We start from the raw sequence: 20,161 nt of genomic DNA, 5'->3' as shown, positions 1-20,161 counted from the left end.
CGCCGGGGCCGCCGTCCGCGGCGCACCGGAGAAAATAGAGTTGAACACCCCGAAACAAGTGGTTTATAAGCCGCTCCCGCTACTTGACTACCGCCAATAACCCTTCGCATCCGCTTTCCTCCCTGCTCACGGGCGTAACCGTGCGCGCCCTGGTCGGCTCGGCCGACGTGGCCGTGCACGGCCTCACCCTGGATTCGCGCCAGGCGCAGCCCGGCACGGTGTTTTTTGCCCTGCGCGGCGTGCAGGCCGACGGACACCAGTTTATTCCGAAAGCCGTGGAGCAGGGTGCTTCGGTGGTCGTGTGTGAGGAGTTGCCCGCCGAGCTTGCCGACGCCACTACCTATGTGCAGGTGGCCAGCAGCGCCGAGGCTATGGCCCACGTGGCAGCGGCCTTCTACGGGCATCCGTCGCGGCAGCTGAAGCTGGTGGGCGTGACGGGCACCAACGGCAAAACCACCTGCGCCACGGCCCTGCACAACCTGTTCCGGGAGCTGGGCTACCACGTGGGCCTGCTGAGCACGGTGCAAAACCAGATTGACGAGCAGGTAATTCCGACCACCCACACCACCCCCGACGCCATCCGGCTCAACGAGCTGCTGGCCCGCATGGTGCAGGCCGGCTGCACCCACGCCTTCATGGAGGTCAGCTCCCACGCCGTGGTGCAGCACCGCACCACCGGCCTGCAATTCGCGGGCGGCATCTTTACCAACCTCACCCACGACCACCTCGACTACCACGGTACCTTCGACAACTATCTGAAGGCCAAAAAGGGCTTTTTCGACGGGTTGAGCAAGCAGGCGTTTGCCCTGACCAACGCCGACGACAAGCGCGGCAGCGTGATGCTGCAGAACACGGCGGCCCGGCGCGAAACCTATTCCCTGCGCGGTCCGGCCACCTTCCGGGCCCGCCTGATTGAAAACGCCGTGCACGGCCTGCACCTCGACATTGACGGGCGTGACGTGCAGTTTCGCCTGATCGGGGTGTTCAACGCCTACAACCTGCTGGCCGTGTACGGGGCGGCGGTGCTGCTGGGCGAGGACCCTACCGAAGTGCTGACCATCCTGTCGGGGCTGACGCCGGCGGCGGGCCGCTTCGAAACCATCGTGGCCGAGAAAACGCGCATCACCGGCATCGTCGACTTTGCCCACTCGCCCGACGCGCTGGAAAACGTGCTGTCGACCATTGCCGACATCCGCCAGCCCAGCCAGCAGATTATTACGGTGGTGGGCTGCGGCGGCAACCGCGACGCGGGCAAGCGCCCCATCATGGCCAATCTGGCCTGCCAGGGCTCCAGCCGCGTGGTACTCACCTCCGACAACCCCCGCTTTGAGGACCCCAACGACATTCTGGCCCAGATGCAGGCCGGCGTGCAGCCCGCCGACCTGGGCAAGGTGCTGACCATTGCCGACCGGCGCGAAGCCATTAAAACGGCCGTGGCCCTGGCCCAGCCCGGCGACATCCTGCTGGTGGCCGGCAAGGGCCACGAAACTTACCAGGACGTGCAGGGCGTCAAGAGCGACTTCGACGATCGGCAAGTGCTGCGGGAAATGTTTGCGCTGCTGGGAAAATGAAAAAAAGCCAAAAGAACGTCATTTCGAGCGGAGTCGGGGAATGACGTTCTGAAATAGTGGCTACTAGAAAATCTGCAAAAACGCAACAGTTGTCCAACCCCAAAAAAGCCAAATCTTTGCAGCTTGGAATAACTCCACTGAAGACCCGCTGAACCCCGCGCCAATGCTTTATTACCTGTTTACCTTTCTCGACAAGCACTACAACCTGCCAGGCGCGGGCGTTTTCCAGTTTATATCGTTTCGGGCGGCTATGGCCGTCATTACCTCCCTCATCATTGCCCAGCTCTTCGGCGCCCGCCTGATTCGGGTGCTGCAGATGAAGCAGGTGGGCGAGAGTATCCGGGACCTGGGCTTGCAGGGACAGATGGAAAAGAAGGGCACCCCGACGATGGGCGGCCTGATTATCCTGCTGGCCATTCTGGTGCCGGTGCTGCTGTTCGCCAAGCTCGACAACATCTACATCGTGCTGATGCTGCTGAGCACGGTCTGGCTGGGGCTGATTGGTTTCCTGGACGACTATATTAAGGTGTTCCAGAAAAATAAGGAGGGGCTGAGTGGGCGCTTCAAGGTCTTGGGCCAGATTGGCCTGGGCATTACGGTGGGCTGGGTCTTGTTTTTCAGCAAGGACGTGACCGTGCGCCAGTACCTGCTGCCCAACGGCCAGCTGTCGGCCGTGGACGCCAGCACCGTGTACCAGGACGTGAAGCTGATGATTACCACCATTCCGTTTGCCAAAAACAACGAGCTCAACTACGGCAATCTGTTTGCCTACGCCGGTCCGTTTTTCAACGGCCTCTACAGCTTCCTCTACATCCCCATCGTGATTCTGATTATCACGGCGGTGAGCAATGGGGCCAACATCACCGACGGCCTCGACGGGCTGGCGGCCGGTACCTCGGCCATTATCGGCGTTACGCTGGCCATTTTTGCCTTTGTGAGTGGTAATGCTCTACTGGCTGATTACCTGGATATTATGTTCATTCCGAACTCCGGAGAGCTGGTAATCTTTTGTACTGCCTTCGTGGGAGCCTGCATCGGGTTTCTGTGGTACAACAGCTACCCGGCCCAGGTTTTCATGGGCGACACCGGCTCGTTGGCCATCGGCGGCATCATTGCCGTGCTGGCCCTGATTGTGCGCAAGGAACTGCTGATTCCGGTGCTCTGCGGCGTATTCCTGATTGAAAACCTGTCGGTGATGCTGCAGGTGGGCTGGTTTAAGTACACCAAGCGCAAATACGGCGAAGGCCGCCGGTTGCTGCGTATGTCGCCGCTGCACCACCACTACCAGAAGCTGGGCTACCACGAGTCCAAAATCGTGTCCCGCTTCTGGATCATCGGCATTATGCTGGCCATTTTCACCTTGGTTACCTTGAAACTGCGCTAATGGAAGTTTCACGCAGTGGTTCGCAGTGGCAGGCGCAGTGGTGCGCAGTGAACGACCACTGCGTGACCCTGCGGTTTACCACTGCGAACCACTGCGTGAAATCTAAGACTGAAAACTCATGAAAATCGTCATTCTCGGAGCTGCGGAAAGTGGAGTAGGGGCGGCCCTATTGGCCCAGGCCAAGGGGCACACCGTGTTTGTGTCCGACAAAAGCCCGATTCAGCCTATCTATAAGGAGAAGCTTGCGGCGGCCGGCATTTCCTTCGAGGAAGGCACCCACACGCTCAGCGAGATTCTGACGGCCGACGAAGTGGTGAAAAGCCCCGGCATTCCGGAGAAAGCGCCCGTTATTCAGGCCCTGCGCGAAAAGAAGATTCCGGTTATTTCCGAAATTGAGCTGGCCGGGCGCTACACCCGGGCCAAGTGCATCTGCATCACCGGCACCAACGGCAAAACCACGACTACCCTGCTGACCTACCACTTGCTGAAGGAAGCGGGCCTGAAGGTGGGCCTGGCCGGCAACGTGGGCTACAGCCTGGCCGAGCAGGTCATTGCCGACGAGCACGACTATTACGTGGTGGAGCTCAGTAGCTTCCAGCTCGACGACACCTACGACTTCCGGGCCTGGGTGGCGGTGCTGCTCAACATCACCCCCGACCACCTCGACCGGTACGACTACTCCCTGGAAAAATACGCCCAGGCCAAGCTGCGCATCACGCGCAACATGGACAGCAGCGGCTTTTTCATCTACAACGCCGACGACCCGGTGATTCAGCAGGAGTTTGCTTCGGTGTTCAGCCAAACCAACCTGCTGCCCTTCGGCCTGCACCACCGCCCCGACTACCAGCTGGCCGGCTACTACACCTCCGAAACCGAGCTCTGCACCAACCTGGCGCCGGGCCTGAACGAGCTAGCCGAGCAGATTAGTACGGCCGGTTCGCCGCTTATCGGGCAGCACAACCGCCAAAATACCCTGGCCGCCGTGCTCTGCGCCCGGGTGGCGGGCCTCCGCGAGGAGCAGATTGAAAGCGCCCTGGCTACCTTCCGCAACGCCGACCACCGCCTGCAGCCCGTGGGGGAAATAGGTGGAGCCCGGTTTATCAACGACTCCAAGGCCACCAACGTGGAAGCCGCCTGGTTTGCCCTCGACGGAATCCAGCACCCCATCGTCTGGATTGCCGGCGGCACTGACAAAGGCAACGACTACACGAGTCTGCTGCCCCTGGCTAAAGAAAAGGTGAAAGCCCTGATCTGCCTGGGCGTGGATAATGAAAAGCTCAAAGCCAGCTTCGGCAGCATCGTGCCCCACTTGGAAGAAACCCGGAGCATGACCGAGGCCGTGCGCCGCGGGGCTGCGCTGGCCGCGCCCGGCGACGTAGTGCTGCTCTCGCCCTGCTGCGCCTCCTTCGACCTGTTCAAAAACTACGAGGACCGCGGCCGGCAGTTTGCGGCGGCGGTAGGTGAATTAGCAACTTAGTGATTTAGTGAGTTTGTCGTTCAATTCGCACAAACAGAACATCAAACTCGCCAAGACAATAACTCACTAAATCACCATTTCACTAAATCACACTACCCATGGACCCGATCAAAACCTGGCTGCAGCGGAATCTGAAAGGTGACCCGATTCTGTGGGCCATTGTGATTCTGTTCTCGTTTATCAGCATTGCGGTGGTGTATTCGGCTACCGGCACGCTGGCCTACAAGAAGATGAGCGGCAACACCGAGTACTTTCTCTTCAAGCACACCAGCCTGATTGTGGTCGGCCTGGCCTTTATGTGGCTGGCCCACCGCATCGACTACCGCTACTACTCACGCCTGTCGCTCTACGCGCTGCTGGCCTCGGTGCCGCTGCTGCTGTTTACCTTCTTTATGGGCGGCACCACCCTGAACGACGCCTCGCGCTGGCTCACCATTCCGGTGATTAACCAGACGTTTCAGCCTTCCGACTTAGCCAAGCTGGCCCTGATTTCGCACGTGGCCAGCATGCTCAGCCGCCGGCAGCAGAACGTGCAGGACTTCAAAACCACGCTGCTGCCCGTGATGCTGTGGGTGGGTTTGATCTGCGGCATCATCATCATGAGTAACGCCTCCACGGCCCTGCTGCTGTTTGGTACCTGCCTGCTGCTGATGTTCATTGGCCGCGTGCCGCTCAAGCAGATGACGGTGATGGTGGCCATCGGGGCCATTGTGGGCGGTATCGGGCTGGCCTCGGGGCAGCGCCTAAAAACGGTACAGTCGCGCATCGAGAACTTCACGGACAAAACCAAGCCGGTGCCGTTTCAGCTCGAGCACAGCTACATTGCCATTGCCACCGGCGGCATCACGGGCAAAGGCCCCGGCCAAAGCACGGAGCGCAACATTCTGCCCCACCCGTATTCCGACTTCATCTACGCCGTCATCATCGAGGAATACGGCTTTGTGGGCGGCGCTTTCGTGCTGTTTCTGTACCTGGCCTTCCTGTACCGGGGGCTCAAAACGGTGATGAACAGCTACGGGGCCTTCGGCGGGCTGCTGTCGGCGGGCCTCTCGTTTAGTCTGGTCTTGCAGGCTATGGTCAACATGGGCGTGGCCGTGGGCCTGGGCCCGATTACCGGCCTGCCGCTGCCCCTGCTGAGCATGGGCGGCACCTCCCTGATTTTCACCGGCATCAGCATCGGCATTATTCTCAGCGTGAGCCGCGGCGAGCGGGAAGTGCGCCCCATGACCGGCGAGCCGGCCGATACGCCCCGCATCCCGAAAAAAACGGCCTACGCCTAGCGGTGAAATGGTGAGATAGTGAAGTGGTGAGTTGTCGTTCAAGCCGCGTAATCGGCGCCACACACACCACAGCCTCAAACTCACCAGCTCACCAGTTCACCATCTCACCATTCCGAAGTGCCCAAGACGTCCTTATATAACGCCTCCTCCCAGCCCCGGCCGTACCGCGTGATTATCAGCGGGGGCGGCACGGGCGGGCATATCTTTCCGGCCGTGGCCATTGCCAACGAGCTGCGTCGCCGCCAGCCCGAGGCCGAAATCCTGTTTGTGGGTGCCAACGGCCGCATGGAAATGACGCGCGTGCCCGAGGCCGGCTACCCGATTGTGGGCCTGGATATTGCCGGCTTGCAGCGCCGCCTCACGCCCCAGAACCTGCTGTTCCCGGTGAAGGTGTTCCGCTCGGTGCGCAAAGCCGGCAAGCTGCTGGAAGAGTTCAAGCCCGATGCCGTGGTGGGGGTGGGTGGCTACGCCTCGGCCCCCGTGCTGCTGGCCGCTACTTCCCGCAACATCCCGGCCCTGATTCAGGAGCAGAACTCCTACGCCGGCCTGGTCAACAAGCTGCTCAGCCGCCGCGTCGACCGGATATGCGTGGCCTACGACGGCATGGAAAAATTCTTCCCCGCCGATAAGCTCGTGCTGACCGGCAACCCCGTGCGCACCGAAATTGCCAGCGGCAGCCGCGCCGAGGCGCTGGAGTTCTTCGGCCTTTCGCCCGATAAAAAGACTCTGCTCGTCATCGGCGGCAGCCTCGGCGCCCGCACCCTGAACGAAGCCACGGCCGCCGCCCTGCCCCGCCTCAAAGAAGCCGGCATTCAACTGCTGTGGCAAACCGGCAAGCTCTATTACCCCAAAGCCGCCGAACAGGCCGCCCCCTTTGCCGCCGACAAGCTTCAGGCCCTGGAATTCGTGCAGCGCATGGACCTGGCCTACGCCGCCGCCGACGTGGTTATCAGCCGGGCCGGGGCCTTGTCGGTGTCGGAGCTGTGCCTGACCGGCAAGCCCAGCATCCTGGTGCCCTCGCCCAACGTGGCCGAAGACCACCAAACCAAAAATGCTCTGGCGCTGGTCGAGAAAGATGCCGCCCTGCTCGTGTCCGACGCCGATGCCCCAGCCCAGCTCTACGACCAGGCCTTGGCTTTGCTCCACGACCCGGCCCGGCAGCAGCAGCTCCGCCAGAACGTGAGCCGCCTGGCTCACCCTAATGCCACCACGACCATCGTGGATGAACTTTTAGCCCTCATGGACCGCGCATGAACCCAGTCGCCGCATTTCCGAACGTTTATTTTCTGGGGATTGGGGGCATTGGCATGTCGGCCCTGGCCCGCTGGTTTCAGGCCAACGGCCACCGCGTGAGCGGTTACGACAAAACCGCGACGCCCCTGACCGAAGCCCTGGCCGCCGAAGGCATTCAAGTGCATTACGACGACGCGGTGGAAAGCATTCCGGCCGAGGTGCGCCAACACCGCGCCCAGACCCTGGTAATCCTGACGCCCGCCATTCCCCAGGACCACCGGGAGTGGGCCTGGCTGCGGGAGCAGGGCTACGACATCCGGAAGCGCAGCCAGGTGCTGGGCCTGCTCACGGCCGGCCGCTACACCATTGCCGTGGCCGGCACCCACGGCAAAACCACGACCAGCAGCATGGTCGCCCACCTGCTGCACCACGCCGGCGTGCCCTGCGCCGCCTTCCTGGGCGGTATTTCCGTCAACCTGGGTTCCAACGTGCTGCTGCCCCCGACTAACAACGAACAAGGAACAACTGACAACCTTCCGGTAGTAGTCGAGGCCGACGAATACGACCGGAGCTTCCTGACGCTGTACCCCGATATTGCCATTGTCACGAGCACCGATGCCGACCACCTCGACATCTATGGCAACAAGGAGGCATTGGTGGAGTCGTTCCGGCAGTTTGTGGCCCAGATCAAGCCCGGCGGCACGCTCATCCTCAACCACACCGCCGACCAGAGCATTGCCGAGTCGGTAGCCGCAGGCGTGCGGGTGATTCGCTACGGCCTCTCGCCCGAGCAGGGCCCGGAGCTGTATGCCGACCAGATTACCGCCCAGGGCCACCAGTTCCGCTTCGACCTGCACGGCCCGCTCGGCAACGTGCAAAATTTGGCGCTGGCCGTACCAGGCTACCACAACGTGGAAAACATGCTGGCCGCCTGCCTGGTTGCGCAGCTGCAACACGTAGGGGAGGAGCCGTTGAAAAAGGCCGTAGCCGCGTACCGGGGCGTAAAACGCCGGTTTGAGTTCATCGTCACCAAGGGCGACAAAGTATACGTGGACGACTACGCCCACCACCCGCGGGAAATAGATGCCTTCCTTCGTTCGTTACGGGCTCTGTACCCCGGCAAGCGGCTGCGCGTCATCTTCCAGCCCCACCTCTTCACCCGCACCCGCGACTTTGCCGAGGGCTTTGCCCAGAGCCTGAGCCTAGCCGACGAAGTGGTGATGCTCGACATCTACCCGGCCCGGGAGCTGCCCCTGGAGGGCGTAACCTCCGAATTGATTTTGTCCCAAATAACGGCGCCGCGAAAGTCGCTGCAAACCAAAGCCGAAGTCCTGGCTGCGGCCGAATCTGACGATACTTTCGACGTGTTAGCCACCGTCGGGGCTGGTGATATCGACCAGCTGGTACCACGGCTAAGGAATATTTTAGATATTCGCTGGAATGGAGCTGAAGCGTAAAGCCAATAATCTGATTTTCGCCACCGGGTGCCTCGTGCTGCTCTCGGGCTTGGCCGTGTTTGCCGGCGTCCGGCAGGCCCGCCGCCCCGTGGGCCAGGTTATCGTAACCATCGGCAACGAGTTCAACAACTATTTCATCAGTGAGCGGGAAGTAACGGCGCTGCTCACCCGCAACGGCAACCAGCAATTGGAAGGCGCCCACCCCGAAGATCTGGACCTTAAAGCCCTGGAAGCCCGCCTGAAAGCCCACAGCTTCGTGAAAGAAGCGCAAGTGTACCGCGACCTGGCCGGCAATTTGCACGCCGACGTGCGCCAAAACCGTCCCATTGCCCGTCTCGTACACGCCGATACTCGCCTGGATAGCTACCTCGACGCCGAGGGCAAGAAACTGCCGTTGTCGTCGTTATTCACGGCCCGCGTGGTGCCCATTTCCCGGCTGGGAGGTGGACCCCTCCAAGCTGGCTTTTTCCAAGATTCCACCGGGAGCCAATACCTCGAGTTTTTGCGCTATATTGATGAGCATCCGTTCTGGCGGGCGCAGGTGGCGGAGGTATTTATTGGCCCCAATGGCAAGGTTTCCTTCACGCAACAGGTAGGCGACCAACGAATAGAATTTGGCTTTCCGGAGAATATTTCGGAAAAATTTGCGAAACTGATGGTATTTTACCGTCAAATTCCTCCGGTTTTGGGCTGGGACACGTACCACCGCGTCAACGTTGAGTTCAAAGACCAGATCATTTGTGAGTAACGAAACCTTGCGTAAACGCTCAAAAACGGCGTTTTTTGCATCTGAAACACATAGCACCAACCGCACCCCACTCGTCCTTCCTTCCTCATGCAAAACGATAAGATTGTAGTCGGCCTCGACATTGGTACCACCAAAATTTGCGCTCTGGTAGGGCGGAAAAACGAGTTTGGCAAACTCGAAATCCTGGGCATGGGCAAAGCCGTGTCGGAAGGAGTGGTGCGCGGTATCGTGTCGAACATCGACAAGACGGTGGATGCAATCCGGAAGGCCATCCGGCAGGCCGAAGAACAGTCCGGAATCAATATTGGCGTCGTGAATGTGGGCATTGCCGGCCAGCACATCAAGAGCCTGCAACACAACGGCAGTATCACCCGCAACTCCGCCGAAACTGAAATTACCGTCGACGATGTCAATCGGCTGACCAACGATATGTACCGCCTGGTCACCCCGCCCGGCTCCGAAATCATCCACGTAATGCCCCAGGACTACAAGGTGGATTACGAGGAAGGCATCATGGACCCCGTGGGCATGTCGGGCGTGCGCCTGGAGGGCAACTTCCACATCATCACGGCCCAGAGCACGGCCATCAACAACATCAACAAGTGCGTCACCAAGGCGGGCCTGGAAATCGACAACCTGATCCTGGAGCCCCTGGCCTCGAGCATGTCGGTGCTGTCGGAAGAGGAAAAGGAAGCCGGCGTCGCCCTGATTGACATCGGGGGCGGCACCACCGACCTGGCCATTTTCAAGGATGGTATTATTCGGCATGCCGCCGTGTTGCCCTTCGGCGGCAACATCGTCACCAGCGACATAAAGCAGGGTTGCGCCGTGATGCAGAACCAGGCCGAGCAGCTGAAGGTGAAATTCGGCAAAGCCATTGCCGAGGAAGCTTCCGACTACGAAATCGTGAGCATCCCAGGCCTGCGCGACCGGGCTCCCAAGGAAATTTCGCTCAAGAACCTGGCCCACATCATCGAGGCCCGGATGGAGGAAATCATCGAGCTGGTGTACGCCGAGATTCAGCGCACCGGGCACGGCGACAAGCTGGCGGCCGGCATCGTGCTGACCGGCGGCGGCTCCCAGCTCCAGAACCTGGTGCAGCTCACCGAGTACGTAACCGGCCTCGATACCCGCATTGGCTACCCCAACGAGCACCTGGGCAAGAGCAAGATCGAGGCAGTAAAGTCGCCGATGTACGCTACCACGGTGGGCTTGGTGCTGTCGGGCTACCGCTCCATCGACGAGCGGATCAGCCGTTCGTACGAGGAAGAGGAAACCGCCTACCGGCCGGCGCCCGAAGTTCGGGCGGCGGCACCGGTAGCACCGCAGCCCGTGGCTCAGCCCCAGCCGGCGCCCCCGAAAAAGACCTCCGGGGCGGGCAAGTTCTTCCAGGATATCATCAGCCGCACCAAAGGACTGCTGATCGACGATTTCGACGACAAGCAGTACTAAATCACTTAACATTTAACGCTTATCAGTTGACACTTCACCGGGCGGAATAGCTTGTGGATGCAGAGTAGTTGAGTGATAAATGATAAATGGTAACTGTTAATTGAAGCAGACCACTCATGTATAAATTTGATATTCCAGCGCAATCCAACTCCATCATCAAGGTGATTGGCGTCGGTGGGGGCGGTTCCAACGCCGTGAACCACATGTTCAGCCAAGGCATCAAGGACGTGGAATTCGTGATTTGCAACACGGACAAGCAGGCGCTGCACAGCAGCACCGTGCCCAACAAGCTGCAGATTGGCGTGGACCTGACCGAGGGCCTCGGAGCCGGTGCCAACCCCGAGCGGGGCAAGCAGGCGGCCATTGAGAGCCGGGAGCAAATCCGGGAGCTGCTCAGCAACGGCACCAAAATGGTGTTTATCACGGCCGGGATGGGCGGTGGTACGGGCACCGGTGCCGCGCCCGTTATTGCCAAAGTGGCCAAGGAGCTGGGCATTCTGACCGTGGGCATCGTGACGGCGCCTTTCCTGTTCGAGGGCAAGAAGAAGCGCCAGCAGGCCGAGCAGGGTATCAAGGAGCTGAGCGACAACTGCGACACAGTCCTGGTGATTCTGAACGATAAGCTGCGCGAAATTTTCGGCAACCTGCCGATTCGGGCCGCCTTCGCCAAGGCCGATAACGTGCTGAGCACGGCGGCCAAATCCATTGCCGAAATCATCACCGTCACGAGCGAAGTCAACGTGGACTTTGAAGACGTGAAAACGGTGATGAAGGACTCGGGCGCGGCCGTTATGGGCAGCAGCATTACCGAGGGTGAAAACCGGGCCCGCCGCTCGGCAGAAGAGGCTCTGTCGTCGCCGCTGCTCAACAACACCGACATTCACGGGGCGCAGAAAATCCTGCTTTCCATCATGTCGGGCGACCAGGCCGAGCTGGAAATGGACGAGCTGACCGAAATTACGGAGTACATCCAGAACAAAGCCGGGCAGGACGCCGAGGTTATCTTCGGCCACGGCATCGACTCGACGCTGGGCCAGAGCATCCGCGTGACGGTTATTGCCACCGGCTTTGCCCGCGACGCGCACAACATCAGCATGGCCTACGGCGTGGACAAGTCCGAGCCGGAGCCCGTAGCTACCCCCGACCCGCAGATCAATATTTTCGACCGGGAGCGGCAGGAGGCCCCGGTTGCCCCGGTGGTTCCCACGTTCAGCACCCCGGCACCCGCCCCGGTAGCCGCCGCCCCTGAGCCGCCCAAGGTGACTTTCGACCTGGAAACCTCGCCCTACACGGGCTACGTGCCGCCGGTGGCTGCTCCTTCAACGCCTGCTCCTGAGCCCGTCGTGATTCATCAGCCCGCCCCGGTGCAGCAGCCGGCGCGTCCGTCGCTGGATGCCCGGGCGGAAGAGCGGCGGCGGCGCCTGGAAGGCCTGAGCAACGGCCTGACCACGGATGCCATTAAGGATCAACTGGAAACGCCGGCCTACCTGCGGCGGCAGGTGAAACTGGAAAACGTAGTGCCCTCCAATGAGCGCAACATCTCCCGCTTCAACCTGTCGGACGATAACGAACTGCTCGGCGACAACCGGTTCCTGCACGACAACGTGGACTAGTCCCGCTTAGTACGACAAACAAAAACGCCGCCCAGTAGCTACTGGACGGCGTTTTTGTTGTGTATTATACTTCAAATCGGCTACTCAACGGTAGCCGTGGAAGTTGAGTCGGGGAGGGTAGCATTGAGCGGATCTGCGGACTCCCGGTCGGGGGAAAGAGGGCGCCGGGAGGCAGTAGGGGAGGAAGTAGCAGTACAGGCTGAGCACAAAGCCAGCAGGGCAATAAGCAATTTGCTTTTCATGGGTTTAGGTGAGTGAACTGCCCGGTGGGCAGCAAGAAGGGCACGGCTGCACGGTAGCGTGCGTGGTAGGGCCCGGCGCTAATACGGCCTGAGGCTCAGGAAGTTTAGGGAAATGCAAAGTAGATCAAGAAGCCAGTGTTATCTGACCGGAATCAGGCAGCGGCTACGGACCTTACGGCTTGAAGGGGTCGGAAAAGCGCTTGTCCTGGATAAACGAGGAATCGGTGAGCGCCAACAGGAACGCAATGACCTGCTGCTTCTGACCCGCCGTCAGGCTGAGCTGGGTGCCGTTGCGCTTGTTGGTGGTCGTCAGCATGTTCACGTCCAGATTGGGGCTGTCCTTGGCGACATGGTCGCTGTAGTGGTCGAGCACTTCCTGTAGGGTCTGGAAGCGGCCATCGTGCATGTAGGGGGCCGTCAGGGCAATGTTGCGCAGGGTAGGAGCCCGAAACTTCCCCCGGTCAGATTCCAGGCCGGTAACGCCAAACCGCCCCTGATCCTTGAGGTTGGAGTCGAGGCCGTTGTTGAAAAAGCTGCTGGCCGCCCCGCGCGTGTAGTCGGTAGAGGTAAAGAGCAGGTTGCCTTCGTTGTGGCAGTGCATGCAGTCGGCCCCGGCCACCGGAATGGTCGGGTCGGGGTGGTTGGAGAACAGCACTTTACCGGCTATTTCCTGGCTGCTGAGCTGCGCTTCGCCGCGCAGGTACTTATCGTACTTGGAATTAGCCGAAATAAGAGTCCGCTCGAACTGGGCCAGCGCTTTGAGCAAGTTGTCCTGGGTGATGGTCGACGAGCCGAATGCCTTGCGGAACAGGGGCGGATACACTTCCGTCTGCTGCAGCTTGCTGACGCCCTCCCCCAAGGTTTGGTGCATCTCCGTGGGGTTTTCGATGGGCTTGCGGGCCTGAGTTTCCAGACTGGTGGCGGCCCCATCCCAGTTCAGGGCCGGCTCCCAGAGAATATTGGCCAACGACATCGTCCCGCGCGGGTTCGGCACCCCATCAACGCCCAGGGCCAGGGCCCGGCCATCGGTGAAAGCCTTGCTCTGCTGGTGGCAGCTGCCGCACGATATAGTGTTGTTGCGGGAAAGCTTGGGCTCGTAGAACAGCATGCGGCCCAGCGCCACGCCTTCTTCCGTCAGGGGGTTATCGGCCGGAATCTTAACGTCTTGGGGCAAGCCTTTGGGCAAGACCAGCTTGTACGGCGTGGTAACGGTCGGGCCTTCCTCCGTGAAATCCGGCTCTGACTCACAAGCCATTAGCAGCGTTAGAGAAGCAGCGGACGTCAGAAGCCAGAAACGCAGACGAGTAGAAGTAAACACCCCGGTAAAGTAATGGTCGAGAAAAGTCCAAGATATTGATTTCCGGCATAACAGCAGCGCTGCTCCTATTGGTTTCGGCCCCGATAATTACCTGGTACGCAGCCCTGAGAATTAGCATGGCCCACGCCGGATAGCGTACTTTGGGCCCTCTTTCCGCTTTTTTAGCTGCTTTGTGTATGCCCTTTCGGATTTTCTCCCGCCTGTGGGCTGAGTACCGCGTGCTGTTGCTGTTTGTTGGCCGCTGGCTGCTGATCAGCGCCGTCGTTGGCGCGCTGGCCGGCACCGCATCCGCGGGCTTTTTGGTGGCGCTGGATTGGGTGACTTCGTGGCGGGAAGCGCACCGCTGGATTCTGGCGTTGCTGCCCCTGGGCGGGCTGCTGGTCGGCTCGCTGTATTACTACTGGGGCCGACCCGTGGAAGCCGGCAACAACCTGCTGCTCGACGAAATTCATACGCCCCGGGCCGTAATACCGCTGCGCATGGTGCCGCTGGTGCTCCTCGGCACGCTGCTGACCCACCTGTTCGGCGGCTCGGCGGGGCGGGAAGGCACGGCCGTGCAGATGGGTGGGGCACTGGCCGACCAGCTGATGCGCTGGCTCCGGCTGCACCGCCGGGAACGGACCCTGCTGCTCATTGCCGGCATCAGTGCGGGTTTTGCGTCGGTTTTCGGCACGCCGCTGGCCGGGGCGGTTTTCGGACTGGAAGTGTTTCTGATCGGGCGACTGCGCTACGATGCCATTCTGCCCAGCTTTCTGGCGGCCATCTGCGCCGACTGGGTTACGCGGGCCTGGGGCGTAGGCCACACGGCCTACCCGGTGCTGGCTGTGCCCGCTCAAATGTCGTGGCCGGGGCTAGGCAGCGCGGCCCTGGCCGGCGTGGCTTTCGGGCTGACCGCCCGGCTCTTTGCCGGGGCGACGCACCTGGTCAGTGCCTTCTTTAAGCGGCGCATAGCTTTTCCGCCGCTCCGGCCGGTACTGGGCGGCGTGGCCGTGGCGCTGCTGGTGTGGCTGCTGGGCACCACCGACTACATCGGCCTGGGTGTGCCGGTCATCGTGCGCTCTTTTGCCGAGCCGCTGCCTGCGTACGCCTTTGCCTTAAAACTACTGCTCACGGCCCTCACGCTGGGCGCCGGATTTAAAGGCGGGGAGGTGACGCCGCTGTTTTTCGTGGGGGCGGCGCTGGGCAACGCGCTGGCGCCGGTGCTGCCCTTGCCCATGCCCCTGCTGGCGGGCATGGGCTTCGTGGCGGTATTTGCCGGGGCCGCCAATACGCCCCTGGCCTGCCTGCTGATGGGACTGGAGCTATTCGGCCACGAGTGCGGCCTGTACGTGGGGCTGGCCTGCGTGCTGAGCTACCTGTTCTCGGGGCACCGCGGAATCTATGGGGCGCAGGTAATCGGGCAAAGCAAGCACGGCCTCTGGGCGCGGCAGCAGGGCCGCCGCCTGCGCGACCTGCCCTAGCCGGCCGGCTGACGCCCCTTAAGCAGGTATTTCGTTTGCCGGAAACTGTAGCCCAGGGCCAGCACCATGCGGCCGGCGCTGGCCGGGTGGTCGGTAGTGGCCGTGTAGATGGGCAGCTGGAAGCTGGTATTCAGGGAGAAGTTCTTGTAGTACACATCCAGCCCCGGGCCCAGCAGCGCGTCGTTCATGGCGTGCTCGTGCGTGAGTTGCCCATCCAGCATTTCGCCCTTGGTTTTCTCGTAGTAGAGCTGCGCCGAAGGGTAGACCTGCCAGTTGGAACCCACGGCCAACCGGTAGAAAAGGTTGGCAAATGAGGAGGTGCTGGGCGCGACGTTGTTGCCGAAACGGTTGCGGGTGGCCCGACGGTAGCTGGAGTTCAGGCTCAGCCCCACGTTGTGAAAGCTGCCGATGTAGTTAGCGTACACAAACCCATCGGTGGTGCCCGTGCCGGGCTGGTTGAGCATCGGGTAGCGCCGGCCGCTGGCGTTGGTGCGCTGGTAGTCGCCGGTCGGCAGCTTGGCCCCGGCCCCCACAATCAGCCGGCTTTGCACCCCGGCCGTTTCGATGGCCCGAATCAGGTGGAAGCCGGCAAACAGGGTCACGTCGCCCAGCCCGGCCGTGTTCAGCTGCACGCCGTTGCTCTGGGAGGTATTCATAACGTACGGCACGAAGGCGTTCAGCTCCAGGCGCTTGGCCAGAAAGTATTTGCCGCGCAGCTCCACTACCCGGTAGGCCTCATAGTCCGTGGCATCACCCTTGTGCGCGTGCTGGTAGCCTTCGTCGCGGTTGGGGTGGCTGGGTACGAACGGCTGCACGCCCGCCGGGAAAAAAGCGTGGGACTGCCCCAGTTGCTGGTAGCCGTTGAAAATCCGGTAGCGGTGCATCAGCGAAACGCCGCTTTGGTTGTCGTAGGGCGTGATGCCCATGAAGCAGCCGCAGATGTCGCAGGCCTGGGCCGCGCTGCTCCACAGGCTGCTCAGGGCCAGCGCCAGGTATATTTTTTTCATGGAAGTGTAAGGGTTGAGGCCGCCGGCTTGGCCGCAGCCAAATGAAAAACGCCGCTAGGGCCGCTCGGCCAGGCGGGCATCCCGGAGAAACTGCTCGTCGGTGAGCGTGTGCAGAAAGGCAACCAGGTCACTTCTTTCCTGCGCGCTCAAGGCAATGCCGCGCCGGCCGGAAGTAGGTTGCAGCAGCGGGTCGAGGGTCGGGGAGGCCGCAACGCCGTGGTCGTAATGGTCCAGCACCTGCTCCAGGGTCTGGAAGCGGCCGTCGTGCATGTAGGGAGCCGTGCGGGCCACGTTGCGCAGCGACGGTACTTTGAACTTGCCCCGGTCGGTGGCCTGCTGGGTGATGTGCGCCCGGCCGGAATCAGCCGGGAAGGCGCTGTCCAGGCCGTTGTTGCGGTAGGAATGGTCCGTAAACAGGTCGGTGCCGTGGCAGGGCGTGCACTTCTGGGTCAGCAGCGTCAGCCCCCGGGTTTCGGCCGCCGACAGCGTGCCGCCGCCTTCGTGGCGCACGTAGTGGTCGTAGCGGGAGTTGGCCGACGTCAGGGCCGCCGTAAACTGCGCCAGGGCCCGCAGCAGCTGGTAGGAATCGATGGGCTTGCTGCCAAACACCTGGGCAAACTGCCGCTGGTACTGCGGGTCGGCGTTGAGCTTGCGCACCACGTTGTCCAGCGTTTCCCCCATTTCCACCGGGTTCGTTAGCGGAGCTACCGGCATGGTTTCGATGTGGCGCGAACCCCCATCCCAGAGAAACTCCCGCTCCCAACGCAGGTTCTGCAGCGCCGGGGCGTTGCGTGTGCCCAGCAGCCCGTCGAGGCCGTGGCTCACGGTGTGCCCCGCGTGCGAAAAGGCCGCGAACTGCTGGTGGCAGCTGCCGCACGAGATGGTTCCGTCGCGCGAGAGGCGCGGGTCGTAGAACAGGGCGCGGCCCAGCGCGAAGCCTTCCTTGGTAGGTGGATTTTGCTCCAGGCCGTACACGGGCGGCGGAAAATTGGCCGGCAACACCGACCCCGGCACGCCCGCGTCGGGGGCTGTACTGTCGTCAGTCTGACAGCCTGCTACCAGCAGTGCTGCCAGCCCAGCGGCCAGCAGCACCAATGGAGAACGTTTCATCGGAACGATGACTTAGTTGGCGTGCACATGATCCACGCGGAACATGCCCGCCGCGTAGTTGTCGGCCAGCTTTGCGGCGGCCGGGCCCGGCATGTGCGGGGCTTCAAACGTGGCAAAGCGCACCGTAGTAGGCCCGGTCAGGATTTTGAGGGCATCCACCTTCATGTGCACCTCGGGCGTATGATCGGTGCGCACCAGAATATTGACGCCGGTGGGCAGGGCCGGCGACACCGTCCGGAGGGCGCTGTTGGTGCCCTCAAAACCACCCACATGGTAGGCGAAGCCCCCCGAAGGTGCTTCCGGTGATTTGCCTTCCAGCTTCAGGAACACGTAGCCTGTGGTCCAGCCCCAGAACATGTCGCTGGGAGCCAGGGCGCCTTGCTGTACGCCGGAGGTGTTGCGGGCCGCGTCCACGCCGATGGTGAACGTAATGCCGGTATAATCACCCGTGGGCACATTTTTGAGCACGAGCGTTTTGGAGTCGCTGCGGGCGGCATCAACCAGGTAGTAGCTTTCGGGCTGCACGTATTCCGTGCCGTCGCTCTTGCGCAGGCGGATGTTGGAAACGTAGTAGCGCAAGGTCGTTACGGAGAAATGGTCACCGCTGGGGGTCGTGTAATTGGGCGTGGTAGCATTGAGCACGAGGCTGCTGCTGCCTACCACGTGGTCCATCTCAATGTCCAGCTCGCCGACGGCCGGAGCTACGTCCTTATCTTTTTTGCAACTCGTAAGCGAAACGGCCGCCACGGCCAGTGTCAGGAAAAAACGGGAAAATTTCATCTTCAATCTTCAAAATCAGGGGTAAAACCAAAGGGTGCAGTTGCACGAGGCGCTTCGACGAGGCAAAGCGGCCAGCAGCCCGCGCACGAAGGCGGGCACCAGGTAGAATTAGGCCTGAAAAGAAGGAGGATGGAAAATGCTGTGCGCGGGCGAAAAAGAATACGGCACCGCGGCCTGCCGCCCGAACTGGCGGACCGGCAAACCCGCAAACCGGGGCTCCTGCAACAGGGCCCGCAGGGGCAGCACGGCATCGTATTTCACTTTGGCAAACCCGCTGGCCGGGGCCTTGCTGTCGGCAGCCGACGCTTTGCGCAGCTTTTTCGCCAGGTGGCATTTGCCGTTGCACTGCAACCGGGGCTTGTCCTTGTTGACGCAGAACAGCTGGGTGATGCGCTCCTTGTGCAACTGGTAATCAACTACCACCAGCTCCCGACTAAACGTCTGGAGCAGAATCAGGGTGGTGAGAAGATAAGCCAGAATGCGTGCCACGGCCGGGTAAAGTCAGAAGGAGATGCCGCAAATATACGAGGTACCGCCTTAGGGCTGCTTTACCTGTAGTCGTTATTAGGAGGCAACAAGTTCCTGGGCCTGCTCTTTGAGCAATTGCAGGTACAGCGAATTGTCCAGCTCGCCGTTGCTGAGCAGGTGTTGGTCGAGGCCGGGCAGGCGTACCCGCGCGGGCAGCACCGTCGTGCCCAGATACATCAGGATGTCCGTCAGGTGGCTCAGGGCTAGAAGGCCACCCTGGGTGCCGGCGCTGAGGCCTACCAGCGCGGCCTTTTTGCCCCGAATGCCACCGGGGTAGGGCAGCCCGTCGATAAAGGACTTGAGCACGCCGGGAATGGAGCAGTTGTACTCGGGCACGATAAAAACCAGCTTGTCCGCGGCTTCGGCCTGGCGCACGAGGCGGTTGAACGCCTCATTCTTTCCCAGATTACCATACAGGGCCGAAGTAGTAAAGTCAGCGGGCAGGTCAGCCAGGTCCAGAATCTGGTACTCGGCGCCCAGCTCGTCCAGCATCTTCGCGTAAATGTTGGCAATACGGCGGGCCCGGGACGCCGGGCGGTTGGTGGCGGCTACGATGGTAATCATGCGGGGAAAGGGCGAAATAAGACGGCGGAACCAGCCGCCGACAGCAAACTAGGCAAGTAAGCCCGGAAGTGGGCGGATTGTTATGGCGAGTGAGCCGTAATAGAGCCTATTTAACGCAAAAAGAGCGAAACGACGGGTCGTTTCGCTCTTTTTACAAAGTGAAAGCCAGGTGCTTACGCCAGGTTGTTCGACGTGGCTTTGGCGGCCAGGAACTCGCGGTTCAGGATGGCAATATTTTCCAGGGAAATGCCCACGGGGCACTCCGCGGCGCAGGAACCGATGTTGGTGCAAGCCCCAAATCCTTCCTTGTCCATCTGGGCCACCATGTTTTCCACGCGGGTTTTGCGCTCCACCTGGCCCTGGGGCAGCAAGGCCAGCTGCGACACCTTGGCCGACACGAACAGCATAGCCGACGCATTTTTGCAGGCCGCCACGCAGGCGCCGCACCCGATGCAGGTCGCGGCTTCAAACGCGCGGTCGGCAATGTCCTTGGGCACCGGAATTTCGTTGCCGTCGGGTACGCCGCCCGTATTTACGCTCACGTAGCCACCAGCCTGGATAATCCGGTCGAAGGCTGAGCGGTCCACGCTCAGGTCTTTGTTGACGGGGAAGGCATTGGCACGCCAGGGCTCGATGGTAATCGTGTCGCCATCCGAGAACTTGCGCATGTGCAGCTGGCAGGTAGTCGTGCCGGCTTCCGGACCGTGGGCCCGGCCGTTGATGAACAGGTTGCACGAGCCACAGATACCTTCGCGGCAGTCGTGGTCGAAGGCTACGGGCTCGTCGCCGCGGCGCAGCAGGTCTTCGTTGAGTACGTCCAGCATTTCCAGGAACGACATTTCGGGCGAAATGTCCTTTACCTGGTAATCTACAATTTGACCTTGGGTGTTGCGGTTTTTCTGCCGCCACACCTTCAGGGTGAGATTCATTGGTTTGG

At 61.3% G+C, this 20,161-nt stretch carries 17 protein-coding genes; 10 read left to right on the top strand and 7 right to left on the bottom strand.

Annotation, left to right across the window (positions count from 1 at the left end; translation table 11 throughout):
• Positions 1–83: 83 nt before the first annotated feature.
• The 9 genes from E5K00_RS09065 (at position 84) to ftsZ (ending at position 12,215) form a co-directional block, all read left to right on the top strand.
• Positions 84–1,571 carry a UDP-N-acetylmuramoyl-L-alanyl-D-glutamate--2,6-diaminopimelate ligase gene (locus E5K00_RS09065; protein ID WP_394346318.1) on the top strand — a complete coding sequence of 496 codons (1,488 nt, stop codon included), beginning with the start codon at positions 84–86 and terminating at the stop codon, positions 1,569–1,571.
• Positions 1,572–1,734: 163 nt separating this feature from the next.
• The gene (mraY, locus tag E5K00_RS09060) at positions 1,735–2,955 is read left to right on the top strand and encodes a phospho-N-acetylmuramoyl-pentapeptide-transferase (RefSeq protein WP_135462901.1); all 1,221 of its coding nucleotides are present in this window, start codon (positions 1,735–1,737) and stop codon (positions 2,953–2,955) included.
• Positions 2,956–3,073: 118 nt separating this feature from the next.
• On the top strand, positions 3,074–4,432 hold the full coding sequence (gene murD, locus E5K00_RS09055) for a UDP-N-acetylmuramoyl-L-alanine--D-glutamate ligase (protein WP_135462900.1): 1,359 nt from the start codon (positions 3,074–3,076) through the stop codon (positions 4,430–4,432).
• A gap of 98 nt (positions 4,433–4,530) precedes the next feature.
• Positions 4,531–5,712, top strand: coding sequence for an FtsW/RodA/SpoVE family cell cycle protein (locus tag E5K00_RS09050; protein ID WP_135462899.1), 1,182 nt, complete (start codon positions 4,531–4,533; stop codon positions 5,710–5,712).
• 117 nt (positions 5,713–5,829) lie between these two features.
• Entirely contained in the window at positions 5,830–6,966 is a 1,137-nt protein-coding gene (gene murG, locus E5K00_RS09045; protein WP_135462898.1) for an undecaprenyldiphospho-muramoylpentapeptide beta-N-acetylglucosaminyltransferase, read from the top strand.
• Complete coding sequence (murC, locus tag E5K00_RS09040; RefSeq protein WP_135462897.1) at positions 6,963–8,402, top strand: UDP-N-acetylmuramate--L-alanine ligase; 1,440 nt, start codon at positions 6,963–6,965, stop codon at positions 8,400–8,402. The genes murG and murC overlap by 4 nt, the downstream gene beginning before the upstream one ends.
• Positions 8,386–9,150, top strand: a complete 765-nt coding sequence (locus tag E5K00_RS09035) for a cell division protein FtsQ/DivIB (protein WP_135462896.1) — start codon at positions 8,386–8,388, stop codon at positions 9,148–9,150. Before murC ends, E5K00_RS09035 begins: the two co-directional genes overlap by 17 nt.
• 87 nt (positions 9,151–9,237) lie before the next feature.
• On the top strand, positions 9,238–10,602 hold the full coding sequence (gene ftsA / locus E5K00_RS09030) for a cell division protein FtsA (protein WP_135462895.1): 1,365 nt from the start codon (positions 9,238–9,240) through the stop codon (positions 10,600–10,602).
• 116 nt (positions 10,603–10,718) lie between these two features.
• Positions 10,719–12,215, top strand: a complete 1,497-nt coding sequence (gene ftsZ, locus E5K00_RS09025; RefSeq protein ID WP_135462894.1) for a cell division protein FtsZ — start codon at positions 10,719–10,721, stop codon at positions 12,213–12,215.
• Positions 12,216–12,629: 414 nt separating this feature from the next.
• Here the strand turns inward: ftsZ and E5K00_RS09020 are convergent, their stop codons facing one another.
• Complete coding sequence (locus E5K00_RS09020) at positions 12,630–13,631, bottom strand: cytochrome-c peroxidase (protein WP_167856815.1); 1,002 nt, start codon at positions 13,629–13,631, stop codon at positions 12,630–12,632.
• A 320-nt stretch (positions 13,632–13,951) separates the two neighbouring features.
• Between E5K00_RS09020 and E5K00_RS09015 the strand changes: the two genes are divergently transcribed.
• A complete protein-coding gene (locus E5K00_RS09015; protein ID WP_135462892.1) occupies positions 13,952–15,235 on the top strand; it encodes a chloride channel protein in 1,284 nt (427 codons plus the stop codon).
• Here the strand turns inward: E5K00_RS09015 and E5K00_RS09010 are convergent.
• The 6 genes from E5K00_RS09010 to E5K00_RS08985 form a co-directional block, all read right to left on the bottom strand.
• The gene (locus E5K00_RS09010) at positions 15,232–16,242 is read right to left on the bottom strand and encodes a transporter (protein WP_135462891.1); all 1,011 of its coding nucleotides are present in this window, start codon (positions 16,240–16,242) and stop codon (positions 15,232–15,234) included. The two genes, E5K00_RS09015 and E5K00_RS09010, sit on opposite strands and share 4 nt — an antisense overlap.
• A 54-nt stretch (positions 16,243–16,296) precedes the next feature.
• Entirely contained in the window at positions 16,297–17,352 is a 1,056-nt protein-coding gene (locus E5K00_RS09005) for a cytochrome-c peroxidase (protein WP_135462890.1), read from the bottom strand.
• 12 nt (positions 17,353–17,364) lie between these two features.
• Positions 17,365–18,132 carry an MbnP family protein gene (locus E5K00_RS09000; protein ID WP_135462889.1) on the bottom strand — a complete coding sequence of 256 codons (768 nt, stop codon included), beginning with the start codon at positions 18,130–18,132 and terminating at the stop codon, positions 17,365–17,367.
• Between the two features lie 108 nt (positions 18,133–18,240).
• Positions 18,241–18,621 carry a hypothetical protein gene (locus E5K00_RS08995; RefSeq protein WP_135462888.1) on the bottom strand — a complete coding sequence of 127 codons (381 nt, stop codon included), beginning with the start codon at positions 18,619–18,621 and terminating at the stop codon, positions 18,241–18,243.
• A gap of 75 nt (positions 18,622–18,696) precedes the next feature.
• Positions 18,697–19,224 carry an NADPH-dependent FMN reductase gene (locus E5K00_RS08990; RefSeq protein WP_135462887.1) on the bottom strand — a complete coding sequence of 176 codons (528 nt, stop codon included), beginning with the start codon at positions 19,222–19,224 and terminating at the stop codon, positions 18,697–18,699.
• Positions 19,225–19,397: 173 nt separating this feature from the next.
• The gene (locus E5K00_RS08985; RefSeq protein WP_135462886.1) at positions 19,398–20,153 is read right to left on the bottom strand and encodes a succinate dehydrogenase/fumarate reductase iron-sulfur subunit; all 756 of its coding nucleotides are present in this window, start codon (positions 20,151–20,153) and stop codon (positions 19,398–19,400) included.
• Positions 20,154–20,161 lie beyond the last annotated feature (8 nt).

The sequence above is a fragment of the Hymenobacter aquaticus genome (assembly GCF_004765605.1).
Taxonomy (GTDB): Bacteria; Bacteroidota; Bacteroidia; order Cytophagales; family Hymenobacteraceae; genus Hymenobacter; species Hymenobacter aquaticus.
Note: the sequence above shows the minus strand (reverse complement) of the source record. Positions and strands in the feature narration are given on the sequence as shown.